This window comes from Streptomyces sp. NBC_00568 (assembly GCF_026341855.1).
Taxonomy (GTDB): Bacteria; Actinomycetota; Actinomycetes; order Streptomycetales; family Streptomycetaceae; genus Streptomyces.
This window is the reverse complement of the sequence record NZ_JAPENW010000001.1, coordinates 772,044-787,591: the sequence shown is the minus strand read 5'-3', so window position 1 is coordinate 787,591 and position 15,548 is coordinate 772,044. Positions and strand designations below refer to the sequence as shown.

General features: G+C 72.3%; 15 protein-coding genes. 8 read left to right on the top strand and 7 right to left on the bottom strand.

Annotated elements, in window-relative coordinates; translation table 11 throughout:
• Window positions 1-66: 66 nt before the first annotated feature.
• Window positions 67-513 carry a DUF6153 family protein gene (locus OOK38_RS03360; protein WP_266763569.1) on the bottom strand — a complete coding sequence of 149 codons (447 nt, stop codon included), beginning with the start codon at window positions 511-513 and terminating at the stop codon, window positions 67-69.
• Between the two features lie 306 nt (window positions 514-819).
• Between OOK38_RS03360 and OOK38_RS03355 the strand changes: the two genes are divergently transcribed.
• The gene (locus OOK38_RS03355) at window positions 820-2,226 is read left to right on the top strand and encodes a YhgE/Pip domain-containing protein (RefSeq protein ID WP_266763570.1); all 1,407 of its coding nucleotides are present in this window, start codon (window positions 820-822) and stop codon (window positions 2,224-2,226) included.
• A gap of 79 nt (window positions 2,227-2,305) precedes the next feature.
• On the opposite strand, the gene OOK38_RS03350 is transcribed toward OOK38_RS03355, so the two are convergent.
• Both OOK38_RS03350 and OOK38_RS03345 read right to left on the bottom strand, forming a co-directional pair.
• Window positions 2,306-3,175 (bottom strand): LysR family transcriptional regulator, encoded by an 870-nt coding sequence (locus OOK38_RS03350; protein ID WP_266763571.1) that lies wholly within the window; start codon window positions 3,173-3,175, stop codon window positions 2,306-2,308.
• 173 nt (window positions 3,176-3,348) lie between these two features.
• Window positions 3,349-4,305 carry a helix-turn-helix domain-containing protein gene (locus OOK38_RS03345; protein ID WP_266765902.1) on the bottom strand — a complete coding sequence of 319 codons (957 nt, stop codon included), beginning with the start codon at window positions 4,303-4,305 and terminating at the stop codon, window positions 3,349-3,351.
• Window positions 4,306-4,520: 215 nt separating this feature from the next.
• Here OOK38_RS03345 and OOK38_RS03340 point away from each other — a divergent pair, with 215 nt between their 5' ends.
• From OOK38_RS03340 to OOK38_RS03320, 5 genes are read left to right on the top strand one after another with little or no spacing between them, the layout of a single operon-like run.
• Entirely contained in the window at window positions 4,521-6,020 is a 1,500-nt protein-coding gene (locus OOK38_RS03340) for an ATP-binding protein (protein ID WP_266763572.1), read from the top strand.
• Window positions 6,017-6,430 carry a roadblock/LC7 domain-containing protein gene (locus tag OOK38_RS03335; RefSeq protein ID WP_266763573.1) on the top strand — a complete coding sequence of 138 codons (414 nt, stop codon included), beginning with the start codon at window positions 6,017-6,019 and terminating at the stop codon, window positions 6,428-6,430. The genes OOK38_RS03340 and OOK38_RS03335 overlap by 4 nt, the downstream gene beginning before the upstream one ends.
• Window positions 6,427-6,789 (top strand): DUF742 domain-containing protein, encoded by a 363-nt coding sequence (locus OOK38_RS03330; RefSeq protein ID WP_266763574.1) that lies wholly within the window; start codon window positions 6,427-6,429, stop codon window positions 6,787-6,789. The genes OOK38_RS03335 and OOK38_RS03330 overlap by 4 nt, the downstream gene beginning before the upstream one ends.
• Window positions 6,767-7,369: an ATP/GTP-binding protein gene (locus tag OOK38_RS03325; RefSeq protein ID WP_266763575.1), complete on the top strand. Its 603-nt coding sequence runs from the start codon at window positions 6,767-6,769 to the stop codon at window positions 7,367-7,369. The genes OOK38_RS03330 and OOK38_RS03325 overlap by 23 nt, the downstream gene beginning before the upstream one ends.
• Window positions 7,366-8,706: a cytochrome P450 gene (locus tag OOK38_RS03320; RefSeq protein ID WP_266763576.1), complete on the top strand. Its 1,341-nt coding sequence runs from the start codon at window positions 7,366-7,368 to the stop codon at window positions 8,704-8,706. The genes OOK38_RS03325 and OOK38_RS03320 overlap by 4 nt, the downstream gene beginning before the upstream one ends.
• 13 nt (window positions 8,707-8,719) lie before the next feature.
• Here the strand turns inward: OOK38_RS03320 and OOK38_RS03315 are convergent, their stop codons facing one another.
• The 3 genes from OOK38_RS03315 to OOK38_RS03305 form a co-directional block, all read right to left on the bottom strand.
• Complete coding sequence (locus tag OOK38_RS03315) at window positions 8,720-9,964, bottom strand: cytochrome P450 (RefSeq protein WP_266763577.1); 1,245 nt, start codon at window positions 9,962-9,964, stop codon at window positions 8,720-8,722.
• Between the two features lie 166 nt (window positions 9,965-10,130).
• Window positions 10,131-10,544: a DUF6114 domain-containing protein gene (locus tag OOK38_RS03310; protein ID WP_266763578.1), complete on the bottom strand. Its 414-nt coding sequence runs from the start codon at window positions 10,542-10,544 to the stop codon at window positions 10,131-10,133.
• Entirely contained in the window at window positions 10,544-11,218 is a 675-nt protein-coding gene (locus OOK38_RS03305) for a DUF6230 family protein (RefSeq protein WP_266763579.1), read from the bottom strand. Before OOK38_RS03305 ends, OOK38_RS03310 begins: the two co-directional genes overlap by 1 nt.
• A 713-nt stretch (window positions 11,219-11,931) precedes the next feature.
• On the opposite strand from OOK38_RS03305, the gene OOK38_RS03300 reads away from it, so the two are divergent.
• Window positions 11,932-12,597, top strand: a complete 666-nt coding sequence (locus tag OOK38_RS03300; RefSeq protein WP_266763580.1) for a Tat pathway signal sequence domain protein — start codon at window positions 11,932-11,934, stop codon at window positions 12,595-12,597.
• 18 nt (window positions 12,598-12,615) lie between these two features.
• Here OOK38_RS03300 and OOK38_RS03295 read toward each other — a convergent pair whose 3' ends face one another.
• The gene (locus tag OOK38_RS03295; RefSeq protein ID WP_266763581.1) at window positions 12,616-13,575 is read right to left on the bottom strand and encodes a lytic polysaccharide monooxygenase; all 960 of its coding nucleotides are present in this window, start codon (window positions 13,573-13,575) and stop codon (window positions 12,616-12,618) included.
• A gap of 408 nt (window positions 13,576-13,983) precedes the next feature.
• Between OOK38_RS03295 and OOK38_RS03290 the strand changes: the two genes are divergently transcribed.
• The gene (locus tag OOK38_RS03290; protein ID WP_266763582.1) at window positions 13,984-15,180 is read left to right on the top strand and encodes a damage-control phosphatase ARMT1 family protein; all 1,197 of its coding nucleotides are present in this window, start codon (window positions 13,984-13,986) and stop codon (window positions 15,178-15,180) included.
• Window positions 15,181-15,548: the final 368 nt, after the last annotated feature.

Sequence of the window (15,548 nt, the reverse complement as noted above, 5' to 3'; positions counted from 1 at the left end):
ACGGCTGTTTCGGCGTACGCGTCGTCGCGGGACCGCGCGTCGAGCGCGCCCGCGAAGGCGTCCGGCCTACTGCCGCAGGACCGACAACCGGATCGGATCGGGGCCGCGTGGCGGGGGGCTGGGCCGCGGGGAGACCGGGGCGTCGGCGAGGAGGTCCACCGACCGGCCGGGGCGGCGCGAGAGTGCCGTCCTCAGGAGTGCGGCGAGCACCCACACGCCGAGCAGCACCGCCATGCAGAGCGACATCATGTCCATCGCCATGGCGGGCTCGTGGGGGCACGTCGGGTGCCCGCAGTCCTCGGCGTGGCCGAGCTCCCGCGACGCGGGAGCTCCCATCGGGTCGTGGACGGAGGACGTCACCGGGGCCGCGTGCGACGCCGTGCCCGTGCCGTGCCCCGACGATCCGTCGGGGTGCCCCAGGGTGTGCATCACGAACACGCCCAGCGCGAGCACCACGACCAGCAGCACGTGCCCGAAGGCCCCCGCCGCCCGTTCGTATCGGCTCACCCGCACCAGGTCCGCTCCGTCCGTCCGTGATCGCTCCGGCCCGTTCCCGTCCGACGGTACCGAACGCGGCGACCGGCGTGCGGGAGGGGTGCGGCCGTGGCGACCGGAGTCGACGGCCCTTCACGAAAGGGCCGTACGCCCATGGGCCCGAACCTCGGTGTGAAGCCGTGCGCCGCCGCCGGCGGTCCGGCGAGTCGCCGTCCGTGACACCCGCGCACCACCGATCCTGACCTGATGCGCGGCCCCGGACTCCCCGGCCGGAGGCCGCGCGCCCACGCCGCTCCCGTGCCGCCCCGGAACCTACGGAGAACCATGGACGCCGACAGCAATCACCCCGCGGACGACGGCGACGAGCACGCCACGGGCGCCGGCGGCGGTGCCGGTCCGGGCGACGCCGGCCGTGGTGACACGGACGCCGGCCGGGGCGACCAGGCCGGTGCCCCCGCCCAGGCGCGTGCCGCCGCGCTCCTGCGCCGGCCGAAGCTGTGGCTGGTGCCCACCGTGCTGACAGGGCTGCTCGCGCTGCTGCTGTCGCTGCTCTACATGGGCGGCATCGTCAACCCGAACCAGCATCTGCACGACCTGCCGATCGGCCTGGTCAACGCGGACACGGGCAAGCCGCTTCCCGGCCAGCGCCAGAACGTGGGCAGTCAGGTCACCGCGGCCGTCGTCGCCGACGACACCTCCGGCACGGCCGACTGGCGCAGGCTCACTCCCGCGCAGGCCCAGGACGAACTCTCCTCGGGCAAGATCTACGGCGCCCTGGTCGTCTCCCGGGACTTCACCGACTCCCTCGCCGCGCTGACCACCGCGAACGCCACGGCCCGGCCCACCATGACGGTGCTGACCAACCCCGGTACGGGCAGCCTCGGTTCGTCCCTCGCGAGCCGGATCACCACGGCGGCGGCCCAGCGGGCCTCCACGACCATCGGCAAGGAACTGACGGCGTCCTCCGCGACCGCGAAGGCGGACTCCACCACCCGGCTGCTCCTCGCCGACCCCGTCCAGGTCGTCACCCGGGTCGGGCACCCCATCGGCCTGCACAGCGGTCTCGGACTGAGCGCGTTCTACTACACCCTGCTTCTGGTGCTGGCCGGGTTCCTCGGCGCCAACCTCATCAACACCGGAGTCGACACGGCCCTCGGCTATGCCGACAGCGAGATCGGTCCCTGGCACACCCGCCGTCCCACCGTGCCGATCAACCGCACCCAGACCCTGCTCCTGAAGATGGCCATGACCGCGGGGATCACCGTGCTCACGGTCTCCCTGGTCATGCTGGCCACCGTCGCGATCCTCGGCATGGACGCCACCCATCTGCCGCTGCTGTGGATCTATTCCTACTGCGCGAGCCTCGCCGTCGGACTGGGCGTCCAGGCGATCAACGCGGCGTTCGGCGGGATCGGACAGCTCGTGTCCATGTTCGTGTTCATCGTGCTGGGCCTGCCGTCCTCGGGCGCCACCGTCCCGCTCCAGGCGGTCCCCGGGTTCTACCGCTTCCTGTCCGTCTTCGAGCCCATGCGTCAGCTCAGCGACGGCGTGCGCGCCATCCTCTTCTTCGACGCGCGGGCCGACGCCGGCCTGGGCCGCGCCTGGCTCATGATCGGCATCGGTACCGTGCTCGCCCTCGTCTTCGGCTTCGCGATGACCCGCTACTACGACCGCAAGGGCCTGCACCGTCTGACCCCGCAGCCCGCCCCGCATCCCGTCCGATCCGCCTGACCGGCACCCCGCAGGCATCCACCGCCACCGGACCGACCGCCGGCCGGCCGGCCCTCGGGAACGCCCGGCGCGGCGGCCCTCAGGGCATGTGCCGCAGCAGGGCGGCCACCGCCGGCGGGGTGTCGCCGCGGGGGTGGACCAGCATGATCTTCCAGTGGGGTGCGTGCCGGGCGAAGGTGTGGGTGTCGAGGTCGGGGAACTGTGCGGCGATCGAGGCGGGCATGACGCACACGCCCAGGTCGCCGCGGACGAGTTCGGCCGCGGCGACGATGTCGTCGACCTCGAAGGCCGTCTCCCGTTCCACGGAGGCGGCATCGAACGCCCGGTCCACGCAGAGGCGGATCGCCCAGCCCGGTGTGAAGTCCACCAGCGGCAGCCGGGCGGTCTCTGCGAGCGTGATCGTGCCGTCCGGGCCGGTTCCGGTGAGCGTCCGGCCGGGCGCGGACACCAGCACCATCTGCTCGTGGGACAGCAGCCGGGTCACCAGACCGCGCTGCGGCAGACGGTCGAGCGCGACCACGGCCAGGTCGACGGTGCCTTCGCGCAGCGCCTGGCGGATCTCGGTCACGACCGCCTGCCGCAATCGCACCATCACATCCGGGTGCTCGGCGCGCAGAGCGGCCAGCGGCCGGTGAAGGCCGGCCCAGACACCCTGCGTCGTGCCGATCGTGATCGTGCCCCGCAGCTGCCCCCGGACCAGGTCTACGCTCGCCCGTGCCCGTTCCGCCGCCCGCAGCGCGGCGCGCGCCGCCGGGACGAAGACCTCGCCCGCCGGGGTCAGGAACACCCGGTGCGTGGTGCGGTCGAACAGGGGGGTGCCCAGCTCCCTCTCCAGTGCGAGGACCGTGCTCGACACGGCGGACTGCACCACGTGCAGCCGCTGGGCCGCCGCGGTGAAACCGCCCTCCTCGGCCACCGCGACCACGACCTCCATCTGCCGCAGATCCATCTCCACTCCCGAGGCCGCAGCCCGTCTCCGACCGAGATCCCGCCCCTTCACCGATTGTCCCAGGCCGTGATCGTCCGCGCGGGTCCCGACGAGGTCCCCGATGAGATCCCGACGAGGTCCCGACGGGGTGCCGGCGCGTGGACCGGTGGAGGGCCGGGACCGGAGACCGGGACTCAACGGGTGCTGTTGCGCATCTCCCGGGGGCTCACCCCGAAGCGCTGCCGGAACGCGGTGCTCAGGGCGCTCGCCGAGGAGAACCCCGAGGCGTAGGCCAGATCGGTGATGGTCAGGTGTTCGCAGTCGCCGCACCGGAGGCGTTCGCGGACCAGGCGCAGGCGCTCCTCGCGGATCAGGTCGCGCGGGGTGGTGCCCGCGTGCTGGAGTGCCAGCTGGACCTGGCGCAGCGACCAGCCGAGGGCGCGGGCCATGGAGGTACCGGTGAGGCCGGGGTCGGCGGCGTGCTCGCGGACGTGGCGGCGGACCACCGTCTCCACACCGGTCAGATGGCGGGCTCCGTCGGGGCGGTCGTCGCCGGTGGCGAGCATGCACAGCAGCTCGACCACGCGGTCGGACACGGCGTCGAACTGGGAGTCGGAGAGATCGTCGCGCTCGGCGTACAGACCGTCGAGCATCGACCCGACGACGCGGCCGAGACCCCTCGTGAGGTCGAGGCCGGTGGCCAGCGGCGACTTGCGGTTCAGCGGGCCGTCCACCTCCCGGGCCGGGATCGTGAGGACGAACGCCTGGGTGGAGGCGTCCTGGAGGCACTCGAAGGGCGATCCGAAGGAGACGAGCGTGCCCGTCCCCGGCGTCAGCCGTGCCTCCTGGCCGTCCTGGCGCAGGACGATCTCCCCGGTCAGCGGAAGCAGTAACCGGTAGTCCCCGTCGGGGTCCTCGCGGACCTGACGGGCGGTCCTGCTGTACTCGATCTCGTCCGACCGGAACCTGACCAGCTGATAGGTCTCGGTGCGCTGACGGACCGTCTCGCCGCGGAAGTTGTCGGGGCGGCCGAACCGGTAGCCCATCCGGGACTGGTACGACCCGATGTGCTCACTCCAGAAGTCGGCCCGCTCCCGGGGCTCCACCGCACCCGTCGACCGGGTCTCCACCAGGTAGCTTCCCGCGGGCAACGACACCATCAACTCCCGTGCGACTGAAGGCAGTTACACGGTGTCAGCCTAGTGCACACAGCCGGTGCGCATGACGGCAACTTCCTTGCGCGCCGGGGCAAGCGCCGGCGGCGTCGCGCGGCTAGCGTCGTGCGCCGCGCCCACTCGCGCCCCACCCCTCACTTTTCCCGCTTCCGCCCCAGCAACGCGTATCTGCATACGAGGACTTGAGGACCATGACCGAACGGATACCGGAGGCCGCGTCCTGGTGCCTGGCCGCCGGCCTGCTCGCCGTCACCGTGCTGCTGCTGCGCCAGCGCGGGATCACCACGCGGCAGCGCCGGCGGACCGCCGCGCTGGCGGACGACCTGCGGGCCCGTGACGAGGAGCTGCGCCGCATGGTCGCGGTCCGCCTCCCCGCGCTGGAGGCCGCCCCGCACCAGCACGCCCCCACCGGTGCCCCCGCCGGGGGCCTGCTCGACGCCCGGCTGGCGGACACGGACTTCGCGAAGCATCTCGACAGCGTCCTCGAACGCTTCTCGGAGGCGGTGGACCACGCGCAGGCGCGGGCCGACCAGTCCGCGAAGGCCGCGCTCAAGGCGTCGATGCGCTCGATCCAGGCCCTCGCCAACGAGCAACAGGTGTCCATCGCGGAGATGCAGGACCGGCACGACCACCCCGACGTCCTGCGCGACCTGCTCGAGATCGACCACACCAACGCCCAGTTCGGCCGCCGCGCCCAGGCGATCGCCGTCCTGTGCGGCTCCTGGCCCGGACGGCAGCGCAGCACCTCCGCGCTGATCGAGGTGGTGCGCGGGGCGACCTCCCGGGTCCGCGACTACCGCCGGGTCCGCGTGAACGGACAGGTCGACATCGCCGTCGAGAGCCGCGCGGTCGAACCGGTGGTCCTCGCCGTCGCCGAGCTCCTGGACAACGCGGCACGCCACTCGCAGCCCAACACCACGGTCGAGGTCACCGTCCAGTCCGTGCACAACGGGGCGTGCGTGGTCATCGACGACGCCGGCGTCGGCATGGACGGCCGGGCGACCGAGCAGGCCGCCGCGCTGCTGACCGGCCGCGACGCGGTGGACGTGACCCGGCTCGACGATCCGCCGCAGTTCGGATTCGCCGTCATCGGCGTACTCGCCGCACGGTACGGGTTCAGCGTCTCGGTGGACACGCGGTCCCCGTACGGCGGTGTCCGCGCCGTGGTGTTCCTTCCGTCGGCGCTGCTCACGCACGTTGCCGCGGCCCCCGAGGCTCCGCGGGCCGGGCCCTCGCAGGCCGAGCCCGCCACGGCGGCCGGGCGGTCCGCGGGTCCCGGGGCGCCCGCGCGTCCCACGCCCCGGGTGGCCGAGCCCGTCGAGACGACGACGGCCGGCGGCCTGCCGAAGCGGCGGCGCCGCGGCCCGCAGCAGGCGGCCCCCGCCGAACAGCCCGCCGCCGTGCCCGCCGAGGACGTCAGCGCACGGTCGGCCGAGGAGAACGCCCGGCGCATGGGCGCGTTCGCGCGCGGCACGCGCTTCGGCCGCGCGGCGCGGGACACCACCGGAACGCCCGACGCTCCCGGGATGCCCGGCATCCCCGGAGAGCCGGAGGCCCTCGCGCCGACGGACGCGCCCGCGACGCCGGTGGATGCCCCCGGGGTGTCGACGGACGCCCCCGCGAAGCCGACGGACGTCCCCGTGACGTCGTACGACACCCCCCACGAGAACGAAGGGAACACACAGGGATGACCGCGCCCAAGACCAACGAGCTGGGGTGGATGCTCGACGAGGTCCTGAAGGTGCCGGAAGCGCGGCACGCGATCCTGCTGTCCGCCGACGGCATGCTCCGCGCCCACTCCGCCGACATCGGCCGGGACGACGCCGAACGGCTGGCCGCGGGTCTGTCCGGCGTGCAGTCGATCAGCCGCAGCACGGCCGAGTTCTGCGGCAGCGCGAACACACCGTGGCGGCAGACCCTGATCGAGTTCGCGCACGGCTACGTCTTCCTCGTCGCCGCGGGCGAGGGCGCCCATCTCGCGGTGTCCACGACCGAGGAGGTCGACATGGAGGCCGTCACCTACCGCATGCACAAGCTGGTCGACCGGCTCGGCAAGGAGCTGACCAGCCCGGCCCGGCAGGACACCGGCAGTCCGGCATGACGCCCCCCAGGCATCGTCCCGGGGAGCGGCTGGTGCGGGCGTACGTCGTCACCGACGGCCGCTCGCACCCGTCGCGCAACACCCTCGACCTCGTCACGCTCCTGATCGCCGCGGCAGGCCCGCCGCTCACCGGGCTGAGCCCCGAGAAGCGGCGGCTGATGGAGCTGTGCAGGCCCGGGGCGCTGTCGGTGGCCGAGGTGGCAGGCCATCTGGAGCTGCCGGTCAGCGTCAGCAAGGTGCTGATCGCCGACCTGATGGACAGCGGTCACCTCGTCACCCGCGCGCCGATCCCCTCCGCCGGGCCGTCCGACCCCCGCATCCTCCAGGAGGTGCTCGATGGGCTCCGCTCCCGCCTCTGAGACCATCTATCTGCCCGAGGGCGTGCGGACCGCCGTCAAGCTGCTGGTGGTGGGCCACTTCGCGGTCGGCAAGACCACCTTCGTCGGCGCGCTGTCCGAGATACGGCCCCTGCGCACCGAGGAGGTCATGAGCCAGGCCGGCGCGCTCGTCGACGACTTGGCCGGAACGCGGGACAAGACCACCACCACGGTCGCCCTCGACTTCGGCCGCCTCACTCTCAACGACACCCTGGTGCTCTATCTGTTCGGCACTCCGGGGCAGCAGCGTTTCACCGAACTCTGGCAGGACATGACGCGCGGCGCGCTCGGCGCGCTCGTCCTCGCCGACACCCGGCGCCTGGACCAGTCCTTCGACGTCATGGGCGTACTCGAGGAGTTGGGGCTCCCGTACGCCGTCGCCCTGAACGACTTCGGCGACGGGCCGGCACACGGGCTCGACGAGGTGCGCGAGGCGCTCGACCTGCTGCCCTCCACCCCGCTCGTACGCTGCGACGCCCGCGATCCCGTCTCCTCCACCGAGGCACTGATCACCCTCGTCGAGCACCTGCTGAACCGCACCGGCGAACTGGAGCACACGTGACCGCCGTACCGCCCCCCGGCTGCCCGGCCCACCAGTCCCTGTACGGACCGGAGTTCGCGGCCGATCCCGCCGCGGTCTACCGGCGGCTGCGGGAGACCGGACCGACCGGGCCCGTCGAACTCGCGCCCGGCGTCCGGGCCACCCTCGTCATCGGGTACGACGCCGCCCTGCACGTCCTGCGCAGTCCGGAGACCTTCTCCAAGGACCCGCGCCGCTGGAGGGATCTGGCCGACGGCACCGTGCCGATGGACAGCCCGGTCGTCCCGATGATGATGTACCGGCCCAACGCGCTGTTCACCGACGGTGAGGAGCACCGACGGCTGCGTGGTGCCATCACCGACAGCCTCGCCCGCGTCGAGCCCAGCACCCTGCGCGGCTATGTCGAACGCAGCGCCGACACTCTCATCGACCGGTTCGCGCCGCTCGGCACGGCGGATCTGCTCGGCGAATACGCCCAGGTCCTGCCGCTGCTCGTCTTCAACCATCTCTTCGGCTGTCCCACGGGCCACGGCGTCCGGCTGGTCGAGGGGATGTCCGGGATCTTCGACGGGGTGGACGCCGAGAAGGCGAACGAACTGCTCACCACCACCCTGCTCGACCTCGTGGCGCTGAAGCGGCGGCGGCCCGGGGCGGACATGACGTCCTGGCTGATGGAGCACCCGGCCGCGCTCACCGACGAGGAGATGGTCCACACCCTCGTCGTGCTGATGGGCGCGGGCACCGAACCGCAGCAGAACCTGATCGCGAACGGCCTGCGCCTGCTGCTGTCCGACGACCGCTTCGCGGGCGACCTGTCCGGCGGCACGCTGCCGGTGGAGGACGCCCTCGACGAGGTGCTGTGGACCGATCCGCCGATCGCCAACTACGCCGTGCACTACCCGCGGCACGACGTCGTGTACGAGGGCACACCGTTGCGCGCGGGTGATCCGCTGGTGGTGAGTCTCGCCGCGGCCAACACGGATCCGTCCCTGACGAGCGGTCAGCGCACGGGCAACCGGGCCCACTTGGCGTGGAGCGCGGGCCCGCACAACTGCCCGGCGCAGGGTCCGGCGCGGCTGATCGCCGCCGTCGGGGTGGAGAAGCTGCTCGACCGGATCCCCGACATCGAACTGGCGGTTCCCGCCGAGAAGCTGGAGTGGCGTCCCGGCCCCTTCCACCGCGCGCTCGCCGCGCTGCCGGTGAGCTTCCCGCCCGCCCCGGCGGCCGGACGGCCCGAGGGCGAGCTCCGGACGCCGGCCGTGGCCTTCCCGGCGCCCGCCCCTGAGCCTTCGACCCCCGCGCCCGACCGCCCGAGGAGCGGCTGGGCGCGGCTGGCGGCCTGGTGGCGCGGCGAATGAACCGGCCCGGCTCCTAGGAAATACGGACGGGAAGGGAGCGGTGGCCGTTGGAGATGAAGGAGTCCACCGGCCGCAGCTCCTCCTCCGGAACCGCGAGTCGCAGGCCCGGGAACCGGTCGAAGAGAGCCGGGAGCGCGATCCGGGCCTCCAGCCGGCCCAGCGGCGCCCCCAGGCAGTGGTGCACACCGTGGCCGAAGGCGAGGTGCTCCTTGTCGGCGCGGGTGACGTCGAACCGGTCGGCGTCCTTCCCGTGGCGCTCCGGATCACGACCGGCGGCGGCGTACGCCGCGAGGATCGCCTCGCCCTTGGCGATCACGGTTCCGTCGGGGCCGCCGAGCTCGGAGAGGACGATGTCCTCCACGGCGTACCGCAGCGGCAGGTTCGCGACCGGCGCGTCGACGCGCAGGGTCTCCTCGACCACGTCGTCCCAGGTCGCGCGGCCCTCCCGGACGAGTTCGAGCTGCTCGGGCCGGGTGAGCAGGGCGTGCACGGCGTTGTCGATGAGGTTGACCGTCGTCTCGTGACCGGCGCTGACCATCAGGACGAGTGTGTCCAGCAGTTCCTGCTCGCTGAGCCGGGTGCCGTCCTCCTCGTCGCGGGCCGCGATGAGCCCCGAGGTCAGATCGTCGCCGGGCGACTCCCGCTTGGCGGCGACGAGTTCGGCCAGGACGACGTACATCCGCTCGTAGGCGGCCGTCATCTCACCCGGGTCGGCGGAGGTGTCGAAGATGCGGTCGACCAGGCGACGCAGCTCGGGGCCCCGCTCCTCTGGCAGCCCGAACAGATCGCTGATCACCTGGATCGGCAGCGGATAGCAGAGTTCCTCGCGCAGGTCGACGACCTGGAAGCCGCGCCCCGCCTCCTCCACGCGGTCCAGCAGCCGCCGGGTGATCTCCTCGATACGCGGCTGGAGCGCGGCCGTCCGGCGGACGGTGAACGCCTTGGAGACCAGCGTGCGCAGGCGTTTGTGTTCGCCTCCGTACGCGGTGAACATGTTCTGCACGGCCACCCAGGTGAACAGGGGCCACTCCGGGGTGATCTCGCCGCTCGCGAGCAGGGGCCAGTGCTGCCGTGCGTCCTTGGACACCCGGGGATCGGTGAGCAGCCGTTTCAGCAGCTCGGGGCCGCTCACCGCCCAGGCCTGCACGCCGCCGGGAAGCTCCACCCGGGCCAGCGGTCCGCTCTCGCGTATCCGGGCGGCCTCTTCGTGGATGTCGCGTCCGGTCGCGTCGATCACTAAGGGACTTGGATTACCCATCAGGAGCCTCCCGGCAGTCGAACCCCAATTCGGCATACGCCGCGTCACGCTACGCGAGCACACGGGGTCCCATCGAGACCCACTCGGCGTCGGCTGCGTACGGTGTCAACTTCCCTGCGCGTACAGGCAAGTTGCCCAGGGTCAGGGTCCGTTCCGGCCGCCCGGCTCAGGCGTGTCCGCGACGCAGCAGCCGCCTGCGCGGCTTCTGGTCGGGCAGCCAGCCGAAGGTGAGGCAGCTGCCGACGGCTCCGAGGAGCAGACCGATGAAGAAGCCTCCGAGGTTGGAGGTGAGCCAGGTGCCCAGGGACAGGAGGATGCCCAGCAGGGAGTAGAACAGGCGCTGGGCCGGGTTGAAGAGGATCAGCAGGCCGCACAGCAGCATCATGGTGGGGAGCAGATAGCCCGCCAGGCCCTGCATCCCGATGTGCATGACGACCTTCAGCGACGCCTTCTCGGTGAGGAGGATCTCCGCTCCCGCCAGGGCGAGCAGCAGCCCGCCCCAGAAGGGGCGGTGCGCACGCCACTGCCGGAAACCGGCCCTCAGGCTCCGGGAGCTGTCCGTCCGGACGTCGGAGCTCATCAGCAACCCTGCTCGCTGAAGCGGAGCTTGAGGCCGGGAAGCTTGAACACCGCCGCCGTGGTCGCGTAGTTGGTCTGGCGCAGGTTCGCGATCCGGACGGTGTCGGCCTGCTGGCTGAAGACGCCCTTGGGGCCCTGGACCCCGGCCTTGTCGAGGGTGCTGGCGTCGTTGCCGATCTCGATGTTGTCGAAGGAGGCGTCGCCGGACAGTTCCGTGGAGTCGGTGGTGAGGTGGCTCGCCTGCACCTTGTCCGCCCCGCTGCCCGCCGTGATGAGCAGGTTCGTGCCGCCCAGGTCGACGCTCTGGCACAGCTTGGTGAGGGTCGCGTTCTTGATCGCCGAGGTGACGATCAGGACCTGGCCGCCCGTGTCGCCGGCGTTCGGACTGTCCTCCGCCATGTTGTCGAGGCCGCCGAACTGCTCGAAGCCGGTGCCGTTCAGCTCGGTGGCGGTGACCGTGAACGGCATGCCGGAGATGGCGAACTGGACGCCGAGGGCGCCCTGGGCGGTGAGGATCATCAACCCGGCGGCGACCGCGGTGGCGGGCAGCGCCATCACGGCGGCGCGGCGCAGACGGACCCGTCCGCGTCTGTTCTGCCCGTCGGCGGCTGAACCGCTTTCCGGGGTCTCGGGCGTGGAACCGGTGGACGCCGTGGCGTCCGGGGACGAGGCCATGTCTGCTCCCTGGGCACATTCGATGCGGGTCGGGCTCCAGTGGCGCGTTGTCCTGGCGCGGACAGCGGCTGCGGCGCACGCCTCCTCGCGCCTCCCGGCGGTTGCAAGGGCTTTCTCGTTACGCAGCAGTAGCCGCCGAGGAAGTTACCGGGGGTTACATGCAGGGTCAAGGGACCTGTGGGAAAACCGTGCCAGTTGTGCCCCACCTGTGAACGCGCGCCGACGACAGGGGTGCCGTGACCTTCAACTTCCTTGCCACGTATTGACGTTGACCATCCATCAGGTCTACAACTCTCCCTTGTTTCCCCGGATCCGTGGCGCCGGATCCGTCGGCCGACGCGCCCGTCACCTCCCGGACCCCGTTCTGCACGGGGCGGTCATGGCGTGTTCCGGAGCGGCCCGGGCGCGTACGCCGAAGCGGCGCGCACCCCCGGCCACTCCCCGTCCCCGCGGCACCGGCACGGTCGCCTTCCCCTCCGGGCCGTACCGGTCGCCCGGCTGTCGCCGCCGGTCCCTGGCGCACGGAGAAGGCGTCATGGACCGGCGGCGGTCCTTCCTCGCACCACCCCCGCACCCCGCGCCGGAGCATCGAACCCGCAGGCCCCGCGCGGCCGTTCCACCCCCGCACACCCGCGCCACCTTCTCGACCCGCACCCCCGCGCCCCGGCGCGGTCAGGCACCCACACCCCCATCGGAGAAGAGGCACCCCCCCCATGCGTACTCGATCCCTGCTCGCCCTCGTCGGCGTCGCCGCTGCCCTGTCGGCCTCCGCGATCGTCCCCGCCTCCGCGGACGACGTCCCCGTGCTCACCACCGGCAGCGCCGGAGGAACCCCCGTCGCCGTCGGAGACGTCCTCAAGGCCTCCCTCGCGAGCGGCACCACGGCCACGCTCTACTCCAGCAGCACCGGCACGAGCGGTGTCTCCTGTTCCGCGTCGACGTTCACCGCGACAGCCACCGACAACCCGGCGGCCCCCGGCACGGCCACCGAGTCGCTCACCGGGCACACCTTCGACAGCAGCTCGTGCAGCAGCAACGTCGTCGGCGTTCTCGGCGTCACCGGCATCACGGTCGACAACCTGCCGTACAGCACCGCGGTGGGCTCCGACGGATCCGTCACCGTCACCCCGGCCGCCGGGTCCACCATCCAGACCACGGTCAAGCTGCGCACCCTGCTGGGCACCCTGAACTGCGTCTACCGGGCGCCGAGCCTGTCCGGCACGGCGAGCAACGCCGACAACAGCATCACCTTCGCCAACCAGCAGTTCACCAAGTTCTCCGGCTCTTCCCTGTGCTTCAGCAGCGGCTACTTCACCGCGAAGTACGCCCCCGTCACCGACACCAGCCAGCCGGACAGCCCGGTGGTCTACGTCAACTGACGCCCACCGGACGCGTGTTCACCGTCGGCGTCGCAGGGTGACGGCGATGCCGGCGGTGAGCAGCAGCGCGGTCGCCGCTCCCCCCGCGACCAGGGGGAGGGCGGGCCCGCCGCCCGATGTGCTGTCGGCGGCGGGAGTCAGATCATCGGTGTCCGTCTCCCCGGCGGCCGAACTGACCGCAGGGGAAGGCGAGTCGGCGTCCGGGGACGCCGGCGCGGCGCTGGGCGGCGAGGTCGCCAGCTTGGTCGACCCGGAGGTGTCCTTGGCGCCCTTGCCCCCGGACGTGCTTCCGGTGCTCCCCGAGGGCGCCGTGCTCCGAGCCGGCTTCGACGCCGTGCTCTTGCCGGAGAACACCACGTCCGAGCACGAGTAGTAGGTGTCCGACGTGCTGGAGTTCTGCCAGATCGTGAACAGCATCTGGCGGCCGGTGCGATCGGACGGCAGCTTCGCGTTGATGCGGTAGGCGCCGTCGACCAGCGCCGGGTCGGTGGCCGTGGCGAACGGCTTCTCCGGCAGGTCGGACCACTTCAGAGGCCGCGTCGGGCTGTAACCCGGCTTGGTCAGAAAGAGCTTGAAGGTCCCCGTGTGCGGGATCGTCGAACTGTACTTGAGGGTGAAGGCCGCGCCGGGCGTCAGACGCGTCGACGGAAAGTCGGCACGGGCCAGGTCGAGGCCCTTGTAGGCGGGCAGGCCGCCGCTGCACAGCTTCCCGTCCGGGATCACCAAGCGGTCCCGGCCGTTGACGCCGGCCACCCGCAGGTTGTCCCACGCGGTGAACGGCGCGCCGTTCGCGGCGATCGCCGCCCGGCAGGCCGCCGTCCGGACCAGACCGCCGCCCTCCGGCGAGCACGCGGCCACCCGGCTGACCGGAGACGTCGGCGCGCCGTGCGCCGATGCGGGCCCAGCGGCCCACGTCGCGAGGAGCAGCGGCGCCGCCAGGGCGACAGCGGCCGCGGTTGCGGTGCGGTAGGCGGACATCCGGAGGTCTCCTCGGTGCGTCGGCGAAGCGGCGTGCCACCGCGCGCGGCCGGGACGCACTCCTCGCACGGGGCACCGTGCAATACGGGGCCACAGCGCCGTGCGTTCAGATCCGCGGTCCGTGCGAAACGGGACCATCTCGGCGAACCGGGGCGGACGGGAGCCGATTCGCGGCCCGATCGAGGGTTTTCCCGCTATCCCTCCCACCCGCCGCCTGTCTATCGTTCAGCGCGACCGCCCACGGCAGCCGCGAGCCCCGTGTCCAGGACACGGCCGCGCGGCACACCGCGCGGTCGACAGCTCGAAGCCGACCGACCAGGCCGACCGCTGGGCTCTACGGGGGGAGGGGCCGCCCGGCGCGCACGCGCGTCGGACGGCCCCTTCTGCCCAGCCGGTACGGTGAGCGGCATGCCTGAGCCCGCCGCGTCCGCCCGCCCCGCCGCCGATCCCGACGACGCGCCGGTGGTCGTCAGCGCGGTGCGGGGCTCCTTCCCCTGGAGCGTGCTGGCCGAGAGGCATCCGGCGCTCATCCGCAAGGTGGCGGACGCCTTCCCGTACGGCCCCGAGCAGCGCCACGCACTCGACGCCCTGCTCAGGAACTGCGCCGAGGGGGTCGTGGAACCGCTCGCGGCGTCCGCCGCGGACCGCGGGCAGTGGGATGCCTGGGGCGGCCGGGAGCACTACGGCCGGTCCTGGTTCGACCTTCCCTTCCTCTGGTCCGAGAGCTACTTCTACCGCCGACTCCTCGAAGCCGTCGGCTACTTCACACCCGGGCCGTGGCAGGGCATCGACCCCTTCCGCCCGTTCAAGCTCGCCGAACTGGACACCCCGGAGGCCGACGAGGAACTCGCCGCGCTGGACGACCTCGCGCGGCGGCCGGCCGAGGAGCAGGAGGAGGCGCTGCTGCACGGCTCACTGTGGGGGAACCGCGCTGATCTCGGGTTCCGGCTGGCCGGCGCGGAGGGCGGGACGGCGGCCGGCTCCCAGCTCGTGGCGAACGACGGAGAGGTGCTGCGATCGCTCTTCGCGGGCGGCACCCTCTGCCTGGTCGCGGACAACGCGGGCCGGGAACTCGTCCCCGATCTGCTCCTCATCGACCACCTGCTCCACCACGGCCGGGTCGAGCGGACCGTCCTGCAGGTGAAGCCATACCCGTACTACGTCTCCGACGCCACGACCGCGGACGTGATCGACGCCCTGCGCCGCCTCACCGGAGCGAAGGGAGCGGCCGGCGAGGCAGGGAACCGCCTCTGGGCCGCCCTGTCCGAGGGCCGTCTCACCGTCCGCGCCCACCCCTTCGCCTGTGCCCCGCTGCCGTACGCGGACATGCCCGAAGACCTCCGGCGGGAGTTCACCGCGGCCGATGTGACCCTGCTGAAGGGTGACCTGAACTACCGCCGTCTCATCGGCGACCGCCTCTATCCCGCGACCACGCCTTTCGCCGTCGCCACCGCCTCTTTCCCCGGCCCCGTGGCGGCGTTGCGCACCCTCAAGTCCGATGTCGTCGTCGGACTCACCTCCTCCGTCGAGGCGGCCCTCGACGCCGCCGAGGGCCACCGCTGGCGCACCAGCGGCACCCACGCGCTGATCCAGGCGAGGCGCTAGCGGCGGCAGGCTCCGGTCCGGACCTCGCGCGGGGTCCCGCCGTGCCCGGTTCGCGGCCGGAGACTTCGCGGGACGACCGGGGCCTTCCCGCGAGCCACCCTGATCTCCTACGGGCAGGCGTATCCGTCCGTGAGGCGTGGCGGGCACGGGCACCCGTTCCTTGCCGGAACTATCCCCGGACCGGGCGGTTTCCGGTGAGATCAACAACTCTGCAACGGTCGATGCAGCAAGGTCACTTCTGTCGAACTGCCCTTTAGAATCGACGTGTTGAGTCATGCACGGGTGGTGGCACCACGGCTTCACCGTCCGGCCCGGACGTCTGCTCACGGCGACCGATCGCCCCATCGTTCTCTGTCCCCACCGGTCCA

What these genes read in the sequence shown, in the direction of transcription:
- OOK38_RS03355 (WP_266763570.1), top strand. Translation starts at nt 820, where the DNA reads ATGGACGCCGACAGCAATCACCCCGCGGACGACGGCGACGAGCACGCC.
- OOK38_RS03350 (WP_266763571.1), bottom strand. Translation starts at nt 3,175, where the DNA reads ATGGATCTGCGGCAGATGGAGGTCGTGGTCGCGGTGGCCGAGGAGGGC.
- OOK38_RS03340 (WP_266763572.1), top strand. Translation starts at nt 4,521, where the DNA reads ATGACCGAACGGATACCGGAGGCCGCGTCCTGGTGCCTGGCCGCCGGC.
- OOK38_RS03335 (WP_266763573.1), top strand. Translation starts at nt 6,017, where the DNA reads ATGACCGCGCCCAAGACCAACGAGCTGGGGTGGATGCTCGACGAGGTC.
- OOK38_RS03330 (WP_266763574.1), top strand. Translation starts at nt 6,427, where the DNA reads ATGACGCCCCCCAGGCATCGTCCCGGGGAGCGGCTGGTGCGGGCGTAC.
- OOK38_RS03325 (WP_266763575.1), top strand. Translation starts at nt 6,767, where the DNA reads ATGGGCTCCGCTCCCGCCTCTGAGACCATCTATCTGCCCGAGGGCGTG.
- OOK38_RS03315 (WP_266763577.1), bottom strand. Translation starts at nt 9,964, where the DNA reads ATGGGTAATCCAAGTCCCTTAGTGATCGACGCGACCGGACGCGACATC.
- OOK38_RS03310 (WP_266763578.1), bottom strand. Translation starts at nt 10,544, where the DNA reads ATGAGCTCCGACGTCCGGACGGACAGCTCCCGGAGCCTGAGGGCCGGT.
- OOK38_RS03305 (WP_266763579.1), bottom strand. Translation starts at nt 11,218, where the DNA reads ATGGCCTCGTCCCCGGACGCCACGGCGTCCACCGGTTCCACGCCCGAG.
- OOK38_RS03300 (WP_266763580.1), top strand. Translation starts at nt 11,932, where the DNA reads ATGCGTACTCGATCCCTGCTCGCCCTCGTCGGCGTCGCCGCTGCCCTG.
- OOK38_RS03295 (WP_266763581.1), bottom strand. Translation starts at nt 13,575, where the DNA reads ATGTCCGCCTACCGCACCGCAACCGCGGCCGCTGTCGCCCTGGCGGCG.
- OOK38_RS03290 (WP_266763582.1), top strand. Translation starts at nt 13,984, where the DNA reads ATGCCTGAGCCCGCCGCGTCCGCCCGCCCCGCCGCCGATCCCGACGAC.